At 41.2% G+C, this 16,453-nt stretch carries 15 protein-coding genes; 3 read left to right on the top strand and 12 right to left on the bottom strand.

The window, feature by feature from the left end; genetic code table 11:
• Positions 1-46: 46 nt before the first annotated feature.
• From L4F92_RS05395 to L4F92_RS05385, 3 genes are read right to left on the bottom strand one after another with little or no spacing between them, the layout of a single operon-like run.
• Positions 47-418, bottom strand: a complete 372-nt coding sequence (locus tag L4F92_RS05395) for a nuclear transport factor 2 family protein (RefSeq protein WP_250364499.1) — start codon at positions 416-418, stop codon at positions 47-49.
• A complete protein-coding gene (locus tag L4F92_RS05390) occupies positions 411-869 on the bottom strand; it encodes a nuclear transport factor 2 family protein (RefSeq protein ID WP_250364498.1) in 459 nt (152 codons plus the stop codon). The genes L4F92_RS05395 and L4F92_RS05390 overlap by 8 nt, the downstream gene beginning before the upstream one ends.
• A 56-nt stretch (positions 870-925) precedes the next feature.
• The gene (locus L4F92_RS05385; protein WP_250364497.1) at positions 926-1,237 is read right to left on the bottom strand and encodes an ArsR/SmtB family transcription factor; all 312 of its coding nucleotides are present in this window, start codon (positions 1,235-1,237) and stop codon (positions 926-928) included.
• A gap of 392 nt (positions 1,238-1,629) precedes the next feature.
• Between L4F92_RS05385 and rarD the strand changes: the two genes are divergently transcribed.
• Complete coding sequence (rarD, locus tag L4F92_RS05380) at positions 1,630-2,511, top strand: EamA family transporter RarD (RefSeq protein WP_250364496.1); 882 nt, start codon at positions 1,630-1,632, stop codon at positions 2,509-2,511.
• A 210-nt stretch (positions 2,512-2,721) separates the two neighbouring features.
• On the opposite strand, the gene tyrA is transcribed toward rarD, so the two are convergent.
• The 5 genes from tyrA to pepN form a co-directional block, all read right to left on the bottom strand.
• The gene (gene tyrA / locus L4F92_RS05375; protein ID WP_250364495.1) at positions 2,722-3,846 is read right to left on the bottom strand and encodes a bifunctional chorismate mutase/prephenate dehydrogenase; all 1,125 of its coding nucleotides are present in this window, start codon (positions 3,844-3,846) and stop codon (positions 2,722-2,724) included.
• 25 nt (positions 3,847-3,871) lie between these two features.
• Complete coding sequence (locus L4F92_RS05370; protein WP_250364494.1) at positions 3,872-4,936, bottom strand: 3-deoxy-7-phosphoheptulonate synthase; 1,065 nt, start codon at positions 4,934-4,936, stop codon at positions 3,872-3,874.
• Between the two features lie 104 nt (positions 4,937-5,040).
• Entirely contained in the window at positions 5,041-5,877 is an 837-nt protein-coding gene (gene rnm, locus L4F92_RS05365; protein ID WP_250364493.1) for an RNase RNM, read from the bottom strand.
• 148 nt (positions 5,878-6,025) lie between these two features.
• Complete coding sequence (pyrD, locus tag L4F92_RS05360; RefSeq protein WP_250364492.1) at positions 6,026-7,042, bottom strand: quinone-dependent dihydroorotate dehydrogenase; 1,017 nt, start codon at positions 7,040-7,042, stop codon at positions 6,026-6,028.
• Positions 7,043-7,115: 73 nt separating this feature from the next.
• Entirely contained in the window at positions 7,116-9,725 is a 2,610-nt protein-coding gene (gene pepN, locus L4F92_RS05355) for an aminopeptidase N (protein WP_250364491.1), read from the bottom strand.
• A 252-nt stretch (positions 9,726-9,977) separates the two neighbouring features.
• Here pepN and purE point away from each other — a divergent pair, with 252 nt between their 5' ends.
• Together purE and prmB are read left to right on the top strand one after the other, a co-directional pair.
• Positions 9,978-10,475, top strand: a complete 498-nt coding sequence (purE, locus tag L4F92_RS05350; protein WP_250364490.1) for a 5-(carboxyamino)imidazole ribonucleotide mutase — start codon at positions 9,978-9,980, stop codon at positions 10,473-10,475.
• Between the two features lie 179 nt (positions 10,476-10,654).
• On the top strand, positions 10,655-11,593 hold the full coding sequence (gene prmB, locus L4F92_RS05345) for a 50S ribosomal protein L3 N(5)-glutamine methyltransferase (RefSeq protein ID WP_250364489.1): 939 nt from the start codon (positions 10,655-10,657) through the stop codon (positions 11,591-11,593).
• Between the two features lie 75 nt (positions 11,594-11,668).
• Here prmB and prfA read toward each other — a convergent pair whose 3' ends face one another.
• The 4 genes from prfA to lolA form a co-directional block, all read right to left on the bottom strand.
• Positions 11,669-12,751 carry a peptide chain release factor 1 gene (gene prfA, locus L4F92_RS05340; protein WP_250350397.1) on the bottom strand — a complete coding sequence of 361 codons (1,083 nt, stop codon included), beginning with the start codon at positions 12,749-12,751 and terminating at the stop codon, positions 11,669-11,671.
• 259 nt (positions 12,752-13,010) lie between these two features.
• Positions 13,011-14,300, bottom strand: coding sequence for a serine--tRNA ligase (gene serS, locus L4F92_RS05335; RefSeq protein ID WP_250364488.1), 1,290 nt, complete (start codon positions 14,298-14,300; stop codon positions 13,011-13,013).
• Positions 14,301-14,373: 73 nt separating this feature from the next.
• Positions 14,374-15,723 carry a replication-associated recombination protein A gene (locus L4F92_RS05330; protein WP_250364487.1) on the bottom strand — a complete coding sequence of 450 codons (1,350 nt, stop codon included), beginning with the start codon at positions 15,721-15,723 and terminating at the stop codon, positions 14,374-14,376.
• An 89-nt stretch (positions 15,724-15,812) separates the two neighbouring features.
• Positions 15,813-16,433, bottom strand: a complete 621-nt coding sequence (gene lolA, locus L4F92_RS05325) for an outer membrane lipoprotein chaperone LolA (protein ID WP_250364486.1) — start codon at positions 16,431-16,433, stop codon at positions 15,813-15,815.
• Positions 16,434-16,453 lie beyond the last annotated feature (20 nt).

Raw genomic sequence — 16,453 nt, 5'->3', positions numbered from 1 at the left:
AAAGCAGCCTAAACCTATCATGTCGTTTCAGGCTGCCTGAAAAGTTTTACACCACAATTTTGCTGATTTTCCACGCTTGTCCATTATGGATTAAGGATAGCGTTTGACCGATTTTCCACACTTTTCTTATGCCATAAATGCGGGCATCTGTTTCGCCACGCACATACATCTTGGCATGTTGTCCATCGACCGTAATTTCACTCAATTGCTTATGATAGGAGTAATAATGAAAAGTGCCTTCTTGAATGAATTGCACATAATCCGCCAATGATTGCACAGTGCCTGTAACGTGCGTCAGTGTAAAATCGCTTTCGGTTAATCGATAAAGGGTGTCAATATCGACCTTAATAACCGCCTGCATATAGTCATCAAAAACTTGCTCAATCAGGCTTTGTTCTGTCATTGCCATATTATTCATTTGGGCTTTTTGAAGCGGATTTGCTTTGTGTTTCGCTTATCATAAAATGAGCCACACGTTTTTGAATCAGCCACTTATCATCTTGTTTAATAAAATCATCAAGATAACGCACCGAATGGGTTTGAATTTCGGCAGCATTTGCCAATTTCACCATGCAATACAAGACGGCACTTGCATGAGTTTCACTATGAAAAGTTACCGTATGCTGACCGTTTGCGTGATACATGGTGTCAAACTGCTTGGTAAAATCGGTAAAAACCCGCTCAATCTCTTCGTGTCCCTGCATTTCATACACCAATTGCCCATTGATGTGCGTATTGACCACCGCATCAGGGGTAAAGAGTTGCACAACCTGTTCGTGAATCCGCCATTCGTCCGCTAAATTAGAGAAGGTATCAACGACATCACGCAGTGCTTGGCGGTCTAATAATTGCTGTAATAAAGGGTTCATGATTTTTCCTTATAAAAAGTCTTTGGGAAGTCTAAAAAATTCGTCCTATCCGTAAGCTATCCGTTCCAGCCACAATGCGCTTGCAATGACTCAACCAGTGCTTTTAACAAAAGGGCGGAATCCTCCAAAGTCGCAAAATAATAACGCTCCTTGCCCACTTGCGTAACCTGCACCAGCCCCGCCTGAAGCATAAGCTTTAAATGGTGCGACACCGCAGGACGGGATAAATGGATTTTTTCGGTAAGCTCATTCACATTTAATTTGCCGTGAATAATCAATAAATCCAAAATCTCGTGGCGGTTTTCGTCCGCCAAAATGGAAAAAGTGGGGATACATTGTTTTAAGATGGCTTTGGTTTGGGCTGACATAGGGCAGATGGGCAACTTTTTTCGTTTAAATTTAAGCGACTATAATCTTCTGTTTGTAACTCTGTTTATAGGTTTAAAAACTTGGACGAATTATACCTTAATTCATCAGCACGGTCAAGCCTTTTGGGATAATCGGCACCATCATCACGATAAAAATTTGGGTAAAATCAGCACGGCTGCCATTTTCTGCTGATTTTAAGACTTGCCAAAGCATCGAGCGGTTTAAAAACGCTATTTTGACGTTTTCAGGCAGCCTGATTCTTTGACTTTTGCCATAAAAACAAATCCATTACCGCAAAATTTCGATAAACCCTATCCAAAATCAGGGCTAATCAGTAAAGCACTAGTATGCTAAAATCATCCATAAATTTATAAAAACACAAGGATAAAAAATGAACCCTTTAAACGAACAAAAAGCAGGGCTAATCTACGCCCTCATCACCATGCTGATTTGGGGCTTAACCCCGCTTGTTTTTAAACTGCTGCAAGGCGTTGGGGCGACAGAAATCATCGTCTTTCGCATTCTCTTTTCTTTATTACTGCTGCTTATTTTTATCAGCCTAAACAGGCAGTGGCAAAGCGTCAAAACCGTTATCGGCAGCAAACGCAGCCTGCTACTGCTTTTGATGAGCGGCAGCACCATTGCCCTTGCTTGGGACATTTATATTTATGCCATCATTACAGACAGAATGGCCGATGCCGCCCTTGGCAACTTCATCGCTCCCATTGTGCAGATGGTGCTGGGCTTTTGGCTGTTTGGCGAACGCTTAAGCCCTGTGGGCAAAACCGCCTTTGTGCTGGTTATTCTCGCCGTTGCCCTAGAAATCTTTTTGGCAGGCAACTTGCCGTGGATTGCCGTTTGTTTGGCGGTTTTTACCGCACTTTACGCCACTTTGCGTAAAAAAGCCGCTGTCGGGGCGATGGCAGGATTACTGGTGGAAACCACGCTGATGCTGCCCTTTGCCTTGGGCTATCTTGCCTATTATCCGACCCATTTTGCTTTTGATTTAACGGGCTTTTTGCTCTTTTTGTGCGGTGTGCTGACCTTGGTGCCGCTCATCACCTTTAACCTTGCCGCCTTACGCCTGCCGCTCAACACCCTTGCCATGCTGCAATACCTCACACCCTCGCTTGTGCTGATGCTTGCCGTCTTTGTCTATCACGAACCTGTCGGCGGTGCCAAACTTGCCGCTTTTGCCCTAATATGGCTTGCGATTTTCTTGGTGAGTGTTGAGGGGGTGAGGAAGAATCGGAGAAAAATGGTTAAAAGATAAAACTTTTTGACCTGAGTGTTGGAGTTGGTTTTTTCTTAACCACTCAGGTTAAAAATAAAAAATGGCCTTATTTTACACCGCACTTATGATCTCACGTGTTCCGAAAATTCCACAATATTTGGCAAGATGATTAAATATGAGAATGAGCAGAGAACGTCTGCTCATTAGAAGTCAATGTTGAAAGCCGATAATGCGATGTAAATCTGTAATTTACTGATGTCGATAGTCATTCGCTTGTTGTAATAATTGACGACTTTCTTTAAGAAATTGTTCTGAATAATCGCCAAACCAATCACGCACTTTTTCAAATGCGTTGATAAAACCTTGTTTATCGCCATTTTCAAAAAAAGTGAGGCTTTCTTCATAACTTTGTTTTAGGCTTTCGATCACTTCAAGGTTTTCAGGTTTATCCATAATAATATCGGCATATAATGCCCCATCTTGAGCGAATAGACGCCCGATCATAGCTAATTCTAAGCGGTAAATGGGGGAAGATAATGCTAATAATTTGGCTAATTCCACGGGTTGTTTGGATAAATGTAGCCCATTGGCGAAGGTAGCAAAATGGCGTAAAGCTTGAATATAAGTCATACTTTGATCGTGTTCTGCCGCATCCACTTGATAAATCTTCGCGCCCCAAATGCTGATTTGATCTAACAGCCATTGATAGCGCTCAGGATAACGCCCATCACAACGCACAACAACTTGTTTTGCCATACTTGCAATATCTGGTCCGAACATTGGGTGCAAGCCCACTACTGCCCCCTTATGCACTTCTAGCATTTTAGCTAGCGGGGCTTTTTTCACCGATGTGAGATCGGTGAGTAGCATATTTTCGGTTAAATAAGGGGCAAGGCGTTCGATGGTTTCTACTGTGTTTACGATGGGTACAGAGACAATGACTACATCTGCACCCGATAGAATCTCATCTGCTTGGCACCAATCATTTCGCCCTAAATTTTCAACTTGATAGCCAGAAAGCTGTAGATAACGCCCGAATAATCCGCCTAGCTTTCCGTTTCCGCCAACAATAACAATTTTTTTAATGTTTGGATTAACGGTTTTAAAACCAAATTGATTTTCTCTGGTGTAAGATTCTCGCATTAAACGACGTAGTACATCTTCGATTAAATCAGGCGGTACACCAAGTTTTTCTGCTTCTTGTCGTCTTGCTTGCAACATTTCTGCTTCACGATTTGGTACATAAATAGGTAAACCTTGTTGATGTTTTATTTCTCCCACTTTTTTTACCAATGCCAACCGTTTCGCGAATAATTGCAATAATTCTTGATCTAGTGTATCAATTTCTGTACGCAGTGCTTTTAGGGCGTCCACATTGTTGTCCTTATTTACAGTTTGGTTATTTCTCGCTCAAGTCTTGTGCCATTTGGCGTAATAATTTTTCACTCGTTTCCCAATCAATACAAGCATCGGTAATGGATACGCCGTATTGCATTTCACTTATCGGCTGTTCCGCACTTTGATTACCTGCATTGATATGGCTTTCTAGCATCACGCCTATAATTGATTGGTTGCCATTGACAATTTGCTGCGTAACGTCTTGCGCCACAATTGGCTGACGACGATAATCTTTATTGGAATTACCGTGACTACAATCCACCATAATTGCCGGTGCTAAGCCAGCTTTTTGCAATTCTTGTTCGGCTTGTTGAATAAATTCGGCTTGATAATTTGGCACTTTACCGCCACGCAGAATAATATGTCCGTTTGGATTGCCTGCCGTGTTGAGCAAATTTACCTGCCCTTGTTGGTTGATTCCAATAAAACTATGCCCCATTGCCGAAGCATTCATTGCATTAATAGCTGTTGCAATGCTACCATCTGTGCCATTTTTGAAACCTACCGCCATTGACAAGCCTGATGCCAATTCACGGTGTGTTTGTGATTCTGTGGTTCTTGCCCCAATAGCCGACCAGCTAAATAAATCCGCCATATATTGTGGTGTGATAGGATCAAGGGCTTCAGTAGCAAGCGGTAAGCCCATTTCTGCCAGCTCTAACAATAATTGGCGTGCAATATGCAATCCGTGTTCCACATCAAAACTACCGTCAATTTTCGGATCATTGATTAATCCTTTCCAGCCGACAGTCGTACGTGGTTTTTCAAAATACACACGCATCACAATGTAAAGCTGATTTTTTAATTCATCTGACAAGGCTTTCAATCGTTTTGCATAATCCAAGGCAGAAAGGGGATCGTGAATGGAACAGGGTCCGATCACCACTAATAAACGATTATCTTTTTTATGAATAATATTCGCAATATCCGCCCGCGATTGCTCAATTTGATGAGATAAATGTTGTGGTAATGGCAATTTTTCTTTCAGTTCGTGTGGTGTAATTAGCACTTTTTCATTAACAATATTCACATTATGAATGCTATCTTTGTGATTTACGTGGTTCATTTTTCTTTCCTACTCACTCTCAGGGTGTAAATTTTTATATACAACATATGTAACGCATAAATTACACTTAAACTAAGAGAAATTCAACTTGTTTTACACGAAATTTACAAAATGGTGCGAAATTTTTGCCAAATAGGTGGCACGTTTTCCGGCAATTCAAGAGATCGTCCTAATTCAATCCAGCCACAAGGAAAATGGAAATCTGACCCAACAGAACCAAGTAAACCTTGTTCAAGCGCCCAACGCGCCAGCAATAATCGTTGATCTTTCGTTTGCCCACAACCCGAAACCTCAATTGCATCACCGCCGCTTTGGGCAAAATCTGTAATCAGTTTTTTGAGCCATTTGGTGGTTAAAGTATAACGCAGAGGATGCGCCAACACCGCCATTCCTCCCGCTTGGTGAATAATTTCAATCGCACTAGGAATATCCACCCATTCCGCTTTGACATAAGCAGATTTGCCTTGCCCAAGATAGCGTTTGAAAGCCTGATTAATATGAGAAACTTTGCCAATTTCCACTAAATAGCGCGCATAATGCGCGCGGGTTACTTCGCCTTGAGTGAAGCGCTTTGCCCCTTCAAAAGCATTTTCTATTCCTAATTTTGCTAATTTCTCGCCAATTTCCATTGCTCTTGCTAAGCGTTTTTCTGCTTGCTGTTGCAAAAGTGCGGTCATTTTTTCGTGATTTTTATCAAAATCCAATCCCACAATATGAATAGCGCGATTTTCCCATTGCGTCGAAATTTCCACCCCATTAATCAGCGTAATACCTAATAAATCAGCCTGTTCTTGTGCCTCCGTTAAACCTGTAACGCTATCGTGATCAGTTAACGCCAACACGGAAACCTGATTGTCATAAGCACGTTGTACAACCTCTTTGGGGCTTAGTACCCCATCGGATGCCGTGCTATGACAATGTAAATCGTAAATCTTTTGCATTGTTGTTCCTAAATAAAAAAGTGCGGTGCTTTTTTTGTGATTTTTCCGCTTTAAGTTAAAAAGATAAAAATAAAGACGGACATTCGCCCGCCCTTCATTTATTGCTATTTCAAGGCTGCTTCTCAAGCCTTTTCTGGTTATATATCCATTAAAAATGGGTTACTAGCTCTTTGATTAATCTAGGGCCTTGATAAATCAAGCCTGAATACACCTGCAATAATTGCGCACCTGCCGCTATTTTTTCTTGCGCGCTAGCAACACTGTTTATGCCACCACTGCCGATTATCGGAATATCATCTTTTAATTCTTGATATAAATGAGCGATGATTTGCGTACTTTTTTGCTGTAATGGTTTTCCACTTAACCCACCAATTTCATTGGCATTTTTTGAACCTTGCACGCTGTCGCGAGCAATGGTGGTGTTCGTTGCAATAACCCCATCAATCTTGTGACGTCGTAACGCATCTGCAATTTGTACCAATTCAGATTCGATTAAATCTGGTGCAATTTTTACCGCAATTGGTACATATTTATTATATTGGTTTGCCAAAATATGCTGACGGGCTTTAATGCTTTGCAATAAATCGTCTAACGCTTCACCATATTGTAACTGGCGTAAATCTGGCGTGTTGGGCGAGGAAATATTCACTGTAATATAGTCGGCATAATTATAGGCTTTGTTCAAACAATAAAGATAATCTTCTTTACCGCGTTCAATGGGGGTGCGTTTATTTTTGCCAATATTAATCCCGATCACGCCATCAAAGCGTGCTTTCTTGACATTTTCAATCACCGCATCAATGCCCTGATTATTAAAGCCGTTACGATTAATAATACCCTCTTCCTCAATTAAGCGAAATTGACGAGGTTTAGGATTGCCCTCTTGCCCTAAAGGGGTAACAGTGCCGACTTCAATAAAACCCAATCCCATTGCACCAAAGCCATCAATGGCTTCAGCATTTTTATCTGCGCCAGCGGCTAGCCCAATAGGATTTTTAAATTTAATCCCCATAACCGTTTTTTCATTACCTTGTGGGCAAACGAACAACGCTTTAACCAGCGGATATAAGGCAGGTTTACCAGCAAGTTTTAATAGCTGGATCGTTAAATTGTGGGCATTTTCAGCATCAAGGCTGAAAAGTGCTTTTCGGATTAAAGGATACATATTCACTCGTTTATCTCACTGGATAGTTAAACTGTAAAAAAGTGCGGTCATTTTTAACCGCACTTTGGTTGGATTATTGTAAGGCTTTTTCGATTTTTTCAAATAAATCCTTAGAGAGATTTTCCACTTCACTCAAGCGTTCTAAGGCACGTTTCATCAAGGTTTGACGCTGTGCATCATAACGTTTAAAGCGAATTAATGGTTCAATTAATCTTGAGGCAACTTGCGGATTGGTGTCATTTAAACGAATTAAAATATCCGTTAAGAAACGATAACCTGCCCCATCTGCGGCGTGGAAAGCGCGTGGATTTTGTCCTGCAAAACTGCCCACTAAAGCACGCACACGATTTGGATTATTAAAGTTAAAACTTGGATGATCCATTAGTTGCACCACAATTTGTAGCACATCAGTATCAGGTCGTGTTGCTTGCAAGGCAAACCATTTATCCATCACCAAGCCATCGTGCTGCCATTTTTGTTCAAAATCAGCCAATAACTCATCACGGCAAGGTAGCTGTGCTTTCGTTGCTACTGATAACGCTGCCAAACAATCTGTCATATTATTTGCATTCACATAGTGCTTATACACCAAATTATTGCCTAAATGGGTATATGCCAAATAATTTAGGCAGAGATTACGCAAAGCACGCAAGGCAATGTCTTGCTGAACCACGCGATAATCTTCCAAATGAATATGCTGATAAATGCGGAATAACTCTGACTTCAAATATTCTGCTAAGGTACGTAGCATAAACTCACGCACTACGGCAATGCCTTCAGGATCAATGGTTTTAAACAGCTCGGCAAATTCGGTTTCTTTCGGTAAGGTAAGAATTAACGTGGTTAATTCTGGATCTTTCTGATGGTTTTCTAATACTTGACCTAGTGCGGTAAGAATTTCTTCTGAAAATTCAAGTGGTTGTCCTTGCTGATATTGTGATAAGTTACGACGTAACTCGTTACTAAACAACATTTGCGCCGCATCCCAACGGATAAAATCATTTTTCGCAAACTTCAATAAGGTAATCAACTGTTTGGTGCTGTAATCATAATCTAAACGCACTGGCGCAGAAAAATCACATAATAAGGCAGGCACAGGGCGTGAATAAATATTATGAAATTCAAAGGTTTGCGTCTGTTCTGTGACATCTAACACATCACTCACGACTTCGCCATAATATTGCAAAGATTGTGCAATTCCTTGCTCATCATAAAGGGCGATTTTCAATGGAATATGTAAATTCACTTTATCCATTTGATCGGCGGTTGCTGGCGTGTGTTGTGATACTTGCAAACGATAGGTATGAGAACGTTCATCATAGCTATCACTAATAGTGAGTTCTGGCGTGCCTGATTGACTATACCAACGGCGGAACTGACTGAGATCGATGCCGTTCGCTTTTTCCATTGCCAGCACAAAATCTTCACAAGTCGCCGCTTTGCCATCATTTTGTGAAATATATTCTCGCATTCCTGCTTGGAAACCTTGTTCCCCTAGCAAGGTATGCAACATACGAATCACTTCTGCCCCTTTTTCATAGACGGTTACCGTATAGAAATTATTCATTTCAATCACTTTTTCTGGGCGAATTGGATGCGACATAGGGCTTGCATCTTCAGCAAATTGCACGGTACGCAAGAATTTCACATTATTAATCCGATTTACCGCCCGAGAGCCGGTATCAGAGGAAAATTCTTGATCACGAAATACCGTTAAACCTTCTTTTAAGCTAAGCTGAAACCAATCACGACAAGTAACACGGTTGCCCGTCCAGTTATGGAAATATTCGTGAGCAATCACGCTTTCAATGGCTAAATAATCTTCATCGGTCGCGGTTTGTGGATTGGCCAATACAAATTTATCATTGAAAATATTTAAGCCTTTGTTTTCCATTGCCCCCATATTGAAGAAATCTACTGCAACGATCATATAAATATCTAAATCGTACTCTAGCCCGAAACGCTCTTCATCCCATTTCATTGATTTTTTCAGGCTTTGCATTGCCCAATCGGCACGGTTTAAATTGCCCCGATCCACATAAAGCTCAAGTTTCACTTCACGTCCGCTTTGTGTGGTAAAGGTATCTTGCAAAACATCAAAATCCCCTGCCACTAAGGCAAACAAATAGCTCGGTTTAGGGAAAGGATCTTGCCATTCCACCCAATGGAAACCATTATCTAGCTCACCGCTGGCAATACGATTGCCATTAGATAATAAATAAGGGTATTTTGTTTTCTCGGCAGTGATTTTGGTGGTATAACGCGCTAGCACATCAGGACGATCGAGCATATAGGTAATTTGACGAAATCCTTCAGCCTCACATTGCGTACAAAGGGCATTTCCTGATTGATATAAGCCCTGCAAAGAGGTGTTTTCCGCTGGATTAAGATAGGTAATAATTTCTAATTCAAATTGCTCAACGTTAAGATGCGTCAGATCTAAGCTTAACCCTTCACTATCTTGTTGATATTTCTTAAAATCTTCACCATTTAAACGAATTTCTGCAAATTGAAAACTATGCCCGTCTAAACGTAATTGTGTTGCCGTCGAATTTAGTCGCTGATATTGGCTTTTCGCTGTTACCACAGTTTTTTCTGGATCTAATTGAAAATCCAAGAAAATATCCGTTACGGTAAAATCTGGCGAGCGATAATCTTTTCTGTATTTAGCTTTTGTCTGCATATATGACACCTAGTATGCTTGTTTTTAAGAAGGTTATCCAATATGAAATCTTTATTAAGATTAGGGTAGAAAAATTGTTGCTAGGATAAGATTTTTAGCCCAAAGTTGCAAGGAAAACAAGCCACGCTATGTTCACTTAATCAGGTTATCTTGCTAATTTTTGGTCAATCAAGCAAACAAAGCAATCGTTTGCTTATAAAGCGTAAGCTATGCTATCCTAGTTCAGTTAATTTTTTATGAATAGGAAAAACTATGCCAAACCAAATCGCTGAAATTGCAATTGTAATGGGATCAAAAAGTGATTGGGCGACAATGCAAGAAGCCGCTCAAATTCTCACAGAGCTTAACGTACCTCATCATATTGAAATTGTTTCAGCTCACCGTACCCCAGATAAATTATTTCAATTTGCTGAAAATGCTGAAAAGAATGGTTACAAAGTGATTATTGCGGGGGCTGGCGGTGCGGCTCATTTGCCCGGAATGATCGCCGCCAAAACCCTTGTTCCCGTGTTGGGCGTTCCAGTAAAAAGTGCAACCTTAAATGGCGTGGATAGTCTTTACTCTATCGTACAAATGCCAAAAGGCATTCCTGTTGGGACATTAGCCATTGGTGCGGCGGGGGCAGCGAATGCTGGGTTATTAGCGGCACAAATCTTAGCTCGTTTTAACCCTGAACTTACCACACGCTTACAGCAATTCCGTCAAAATCAAACACAAACCGTGTTGGATAACCCCGATCCGCGCGATTAATATGTAAAAAAAGTGCGGTCAAAATTTTGCGCGTTTTTAATCAAAAACAAATTGAAATCCCACCGCACTTTATTACTGTCACGCCGTCTATTTTCTTTGCTCTCTTCAGCTGACTTAGCTCATTGATTAATGTATCATTAACCACTTTAAATTTATTCTTTTTGAATTGGAAAACATTGATGACAGCCTTTAACCAAGAACTCATTCAACAAATTCTTGCAGATAACGTGACACATTCACTTCACACTCTAAAAGATTTCCTACGTTGGACATACAGTACCTTTAATCGCTCTGATTTATATTATGGACACGGTTATGACAACGCTTGGGACGAAACACAGCAACTCGTATTAACCACATTACAGCTTCCGCCTGATTTACCTACAGAGCTTTATGACAGCCGTTTAACACAAAGCGAAAAAGCAAATTTGTTAGAACTGATTTTGGCACGCATTGAGCAACGTATTCCTGTTGCCTATTTAACCAACCGCGCGTGGTTTTGTGGATTAGAATTTTATGTGGATGAACGCGTGATCGTGCCTCGCTCCCCTATTAGCGCTTTAATTGAAGAACGCTTTGCCGGGTTACTTACCAAAGCCCCACAACGAATTTTGGATATGTGTACAGGCAGTGGCTGTATTGCGATTGCCTGCGCAAGCCAATTCCCAGAGGCGGAAGTCGATGCGATTGATCTTTCCACTGATGCTTTAGATGTGGCGGAAATCAATATTATGCACCACAATCTCAGTGATCGCGTCTTCCCAATTCAATCCGATCTGTTTACTCATCTTCCTCAAGATAAATACGATCTTATCGTGACCAACCCACCTTATGTGGATAAAGAAGATCTTGATGAAATGCCTGAAGAATATCATCACGAACCAGAAATGGCACTAGGCTCTGGCGTTGATGGATTAGAGATTACGAAACAAATTTTAAAATCTGCCGCTGATTATCTGGCAGATGACGGGGTATTAGTGTGTGAGGTGGGAAATAGTATGATCCATTTAATTGAGCAATTCCCTCACGCACCATTCCAGTGGTTAGCGCTAAAAAATGGCGGATTAGGCGTTTTTGCATTAACAAAAAAACAACTGGTTGAATTAAATCGCGCTTAATTATTTCCTAAAAAAATAAGTGCGGTGGAAAAAATAGCCATTTCCCACCGCACTTGTATTTTCTTGCTTCGCTAATTAGCCTTGATCTGACAATGCCGCAAGCTGATCGGCTTGATATTCGGTAATAATTGGTTGAATTAATTCATCAATTTTGCCATTCATCACTTCATCTAAACGATAAATCGTCAGGTTAATACGGTGATCCGTAACACGACCTTGCGGGTAGTTATAGGTACGAATTTTATCGGAACGATCTCCTGAACCTAATAAATTACGCCTTGTATCCGCTTGTTCTGCAGCTAATTTTTCTTGTTCCACTTGAACAATACGAGAAGCAAGCACCGACATTGCTTTGGCTTTGTTTTTATGCTGTGAACGCTCGTCTTGGCATTCCACCACGATACCTGTTGGAATATGGGTGATTCGCACGGCAGAATCCGTCGTATTGACGTGCTGTCCTCCAGCCCCTGATGAACGATAAGTATCAATACGTAAGTCCGCTGGGTTAATTTCTGGCAATTCACTTTCTGGCAATTCTGGCATTACTGCCACTGTACAAGCAGAGGTATGAATTCGACCTTGTGATTCAGTTTTCGGTACACGTTGTACACGATGCCCACCAGATTCAAATTTAAGCTGACCATACACATTTTCGCCACTGATTTTTACGATCACTTCTTTATAACCGCCCTGTTCGCTTTCATTTGCACTGAGCATTTCCACACGCCAACGTTTACTTTCTGCATAGCGGCTATACATACGGAATAAATCACCCGCAAAGATCCCAGCTTCATCGCCCCCTGTTCCTGCGCGAATTTCTAAATAGCAGTTGTATTCATCGTTCGGATCTTTTGGTAGTAACAAAATTTGCAATTGCGCTTCTACTTGCTCAATTTCAGCTTGGCATTCTTCAATTTCTTCTTGTGCCATTTCACGCATACTTGGATCATCAAGCAATAATTCTGCTTCTTCTATATTGCTGTTTAACTGTTTCCAACGTGCAAAGCATTTCACCACATCTTCGAGTTGTGCATATTCTTTAGAATAAGCACGAAATTTTTCTTGATCACTAATTACTGAGGCATCGCCAAGCAAGGCTTCTAACTCTTCGTGGCGTTCATTTAAACTATCTAATTTACTGATAATAGAGGGTTTCATTTGTTAACCTATAAAATCCACTGACAAAAAACGGCGACTATTCTAGCACGATTTCGGTTAAAATTTATAGCAATAAACAAAGATCGGCGTATTTATATCTAAAGAAAAATTTGCTCATTTTGCACCGCACTTAATAATTTGAGCATTTAAGCGTTAAGCGTTGGCTTTGTTTAAATATAAAAAAATCTGTACCTCAAGTTCTTGAGCTTAACTCAACGTTTGAGATACAGATTAGTAAAGCCGTCTTTTTAGGGTGAGATTATTTGCCAATCACATCTAATCCGCCCATATATGGACGTAACACTTCTGGCACAGTGATGCTGCCATCAGCATTTTGGTAGTTTTCTAGCACAGCTACAAGAGTACGACCAACAGCTAAGCCTGAACCATTTAGGGTGTGAACAAGACGTGGCTTTTTCTCCCCTTTCACACGATAACGCGCTTGCATACGGCGTGCTTGGAAATCCCACATATTTGAGCAAGAAGAAATTTCACGGTAGGTGTTTTGGGCTGGTACCCAAACTTCTAAATCATAGGTTTTTGCTGAGCCAAAGCTCATATCGCCGGTACATAGTAACACTTTACGATAAGGCAGATTTAACAACTGCAGCACTTTTTCCGCGTGGCCAGTGAGTTCTTCCAAGGCTTCCATTGATTTTTCTGGCTCTACGATTTGCACCATTTCTACTTTGTCGAATTGGTGCATACGGATCAAACCACGGGTATCACGGCCGTAAGATCCTGCTTCTGAACGGAAACAAGGGGTATGCGCGGTCATTTTAATTGGCAGTTCCGCTTGCTCTAAAATTTCATCACGCACAAGGTTGGTAACTGGCACTTCCGCAGTTGGGATTAAGGCGTAAGGTTGCTCCCCTTCTAGCGGTTTGGTGTGGAATAAATCTTCGCCAAATTTTGGTAGCTGCCCTGTGCCATAAAGGGTGGCGTGATTAACTAAATAAGGCACATAGGTTTCGCTATAACCATGTTGTTCGGTATGTAAATCCAGCATAAATTGCGCTAGCGCACGGTGCATTTTGGCAATTTGTCCTTTCATTACCACAAAACGCGCGCCGCTTAATTTCACGCCTGCAGCAAAATCTAGCCCTTGCAGATGCTCGCCTAAGGTAACGTGATCTTTCACTTCAAAATCAAAGGTTCTTGGCTCGCCCCAACGAGAAATTTCCATATTGTCGTTTTCATCGTTGCCCAGTGGCACTTCATCGGCAGGAATATTTGGAATGCTAAGAGCAATTTCTTGCAGATCCGCTTGCACGTCATCAAGTTGGCTTTTTGCCATACTTAATTCAATGCCCATATTATCCACTTCCGCCAATAATGGCTCAATGTCTTCACCACGAGCTTTGGCTGCTCCAATGGCTTTTGAACGAGCATTACGCTCCGCTTGTAAGGTTTCGGTTTTAACCTGTAAGGCTTTGCGTTGCTCTTCTAATTCTGTAATACGTGCAACATCTAACTCAAAACCACGTCTTAGTTTTAATTTTTCAGCCACTTCGGCAAGATTATTGCGTAATAAATTTGCATCGATCATTTTGTTACCTTTAGAAAATAAATATGCTCAAAAAACGGTTCTATTTTAGATCGGATAAGAAAAATAAACTAGGCTACTTACTCGATTTATAACGGATATTTGTACTTTGTTGATCTAATTGACGTAATCGTGCCAATTTTTCTCCAATTTGGATTTCCATTCCTCTTGCCACTGGGAAATAATACTGAGTATCTTTCAACGGTTCAGGGAAATAGTTTTCACCTGCCGCATAAGCATTTTCTTCATTATGCGCATAGCGATATTCTGCACCATAGCCTAACGTTTTCATCAAATGGGTGGGCGCGTTGCGTAGATGTTCTGGCACATCATAATCAGGGCTTTCTAAGGCGTGCTTTTTGGCTGCTTTGAAAGCTTGATACACGGCATTACTTTTCGGCGCTACGGCTAAATAGACAATCGCTTGAGCAATGGCTCTTTCACCTTCCGCAGCGCCAACACGCGTGAAGCAATCCCACGCAGCAATTGCCACTTGCATTGCACGGGGATCAGCATTGCCGATATCTTCAGAGGCAATGGCAAGTAAACGTCTTGCAACATATAGCGGATCGCCACCTGCGGTTAAAATCCGTGCGAACCAATACAACGCTGCATCAGGTGCGGAACCTCGCACAGATTTATGCAATGCCGAAATCAGATCATAGAAACGATCGCCTTGTTTATCAAAACGGGCTTGGCGTTCGCCCAACACTTCCGTTAATAAAGTGCGGTGTAAAAATTTGCTATTTTTTTCTTCTTCCGCCATATCCACCATTAATTCAAGGCTATTGAGTGCAAGTCGAGCATCACCATTGACATAATCTGCCAACATTGACAACAAATTTTCTTCTAAGGTTAAATGCAAATTGCCCAGCCCTTTTTCTTTATCCTCAATGGCACGCTGTAAAACCGCTACAATTTCTTGTGAGGTTAATGATTTCAGCACATACACGCGCGCCCTTGAAAGCAAAGCATTATTGAGTTCAAAAGAGGGATTTTCTGTGGTTGCACCAATAAAAATTACCGTACCATCTTCAATGTAAGGCAGAAAAGCATCTTGCTGGCTTTTATTGAAACGATGTACTTCGTCCACAAATAAAATCGTGCGTTGCCCAGCGAGGCGATTTTGCTTCGCCCGTTCAATCGACTCGCGAATTTCCTTCACCCCACCCGTTACCGCAGAAATACGCTCCACTTCCGCATTAATTCGCTGTGCGATAATTTCTGCTAAGGTGGTTTTGCCTGTGCCGGGAGGCCCCCATAAAATCATTGAGTGAATATGCCCTGCTTCAATGGCTTTACGTAATGGCTTACCCGCACCAACTAAGTGGCTTTGTCCGTAATACTCGTCTAAGTGAGTGGGACGCATTCTCGCAGCAAGAGGACGGAAATCATTTTCAGCAAAATCAAAAGCAAGATTCGACATTGGTATATTCTCAGCTAAATAATATTTGTTTTTCAATGAGTTAAAAAAGAATAAGGCTAAATCGAAATTTAGCCTTGAATAAAGTGCGGTTATTTTTTCTTACGTTGATCGTCTAATTCTGCCCCTTTCGGCACAGTAAATTTAAATAAATTATCCGCTAACGGTTGATTGGTGATATTACGCAATAAGTATAAATTGGTTTGCCCATCACGCTCTGTCGTACTGAAATTTTTCAGCACGCCATCAGTGTCAATGCGAATAGTGAATTGCTTAATATTGCTTTTCGCTGATTTCGGTTTAAGGGTAAAGGTATCTGCAGATTGCGCCACCGTATATTTTTTCCATTGCGCCTGATCATTGCTAGTAAGCAACACAAATGGCGTATTATTCACTGCGTCAGACACCCAATTTGCAGTAACCTGTTGCACAAAAGGATCGTAGAACCAGAGGGTTTTGCCGTCTGATACAATCTGGCTTTCTTGCGGAGATTGATTATCCATTCTAAATAAATTTGGCCGTTTAATACGAAGTTTGCCTTGCCCTTGTTGAATTTCTTTGCCTTTCGCATCACTCACTTTCTGTACATAATCGGCACTTAATACATCCACTTTGTTAAGACGCATTTGTAATTCACTCACCGCATCTGCCCAAGCCAATTGGCTTAATCCTAAACACATAAGTGCGGTCATTTTTGCTGCCATTTTTTTCATAAATGTTCCTTACATTCTAA

The sequence above is a fragment of the Avibacterium sp. 21-595 genome (assembly GCF_023611905.1).
Lineage (GTDB): Bacteria > Pseudomonadota > Gammaproteobacteria > Enterobacterales > Pasteurellaceae > Avibacterium.
The sequence above is the reverse complement of the archived record's forward strand: the minus strand, read 5'-3'. Positions and strand labels throughout refer to the sequence as shown.

Excerpts from the sequence above, each read along its gene's own strand:
- lolA (WP_250364486.1), bottom strand. The coding sequence starts at position 16,433 with ATGAAAAAAATGGCAGCAAAAATGACCGCACTTATGTGTTTAGGATTA.
- pyrD (WP_250364492.1), bottom strand. The coding sequence starts at position 7,042 with ATGTATCCTTTAATCCGAAAAGCACTTTTCAGCCTTGATGCTGAAAAT.
- L4F92_RS05330 (WP_250364487.1), bottom strand. The coding sequence starts at position 15,723 with ATGTCGAATCTTGCTTTTGATTTTGCTGAAAATGATTTCCGTCCTCTT.
- prmB (WP_250364489.1), top strand. The coding sequence starts at position 10,655 with ATGACAGCCTTTAACCAAGAACTCATTCAACAAATTCTTGCAGATAAC.
- prfA (WP_250350397.1), bottom strand. The coding sequence starts at position 12,751 with ATGAAACCCTCTATTATCAGTAAATTAGATAGTTTAAATGAACGCCAC.
- rnm (WP_250364493.1), bottom strand. The coding sequence starts at position 5,877 with ATGCAAAAGATTTACGATTTACATTGTCATAGCACGGCATCCGATGGG.
- purE (WP_250364490.1), top strand. The coding sequence starts at position 9,978 with ATGCCAAACCAAATCGCTGAAATTGCAATTGTAATGGGATCAAAAAGT.
- L4F92_RS05385 (WP_250364497.1), bottom strand. The coding sequence starts at position 1,237 with ATGTCAGCCCAAACCAAAGCCATCTTAAAACAATGTATCCCCACTTTT.
- serS (WP_250364488.1), bottom strand. The coding sequence starts at position 14,300 with ATGATCGATGCAAATTTATTACGCAATAATCTTGCCGAAGTGGCTGAA.
- L4F92_RS05390 (WP_250364498.1), bottom strand. The coding sequence starts at position 869 with ATGAACCCTTTATTACAGCAATTATTAGACCGCCAAGCACTGCGTGAT.
- L4F92_RS05395 (WP_250364499.1), bottom strand. The coding sequence starts at position 418 with ATGAATAATATGGCAATGACAGAACAAAGCCTGATTGAGCAAGTTTTT.
- pepN (WP_250364491.1), bottom strand. The coding sequence starts at position 9,725 with ATGCAGACAAAAGCTAAATACAGAAAAGATTATCGCTCGCCAGATTTT.
- L4F92_RS05370 (WP_250364494.1), bottom strand. The coding sequence starts at position 4,936 with ATGAACCACGTAAATCACAAAGATAGCATTCATAATGTGAATATTGTT.
- rarD (WP_250364496.1), top strand. The coding sequence starts at position 1,630 with ATGAACCCTTTAAACGAACAAAAAGCAGGGCTAATCTACGCCCTCATC.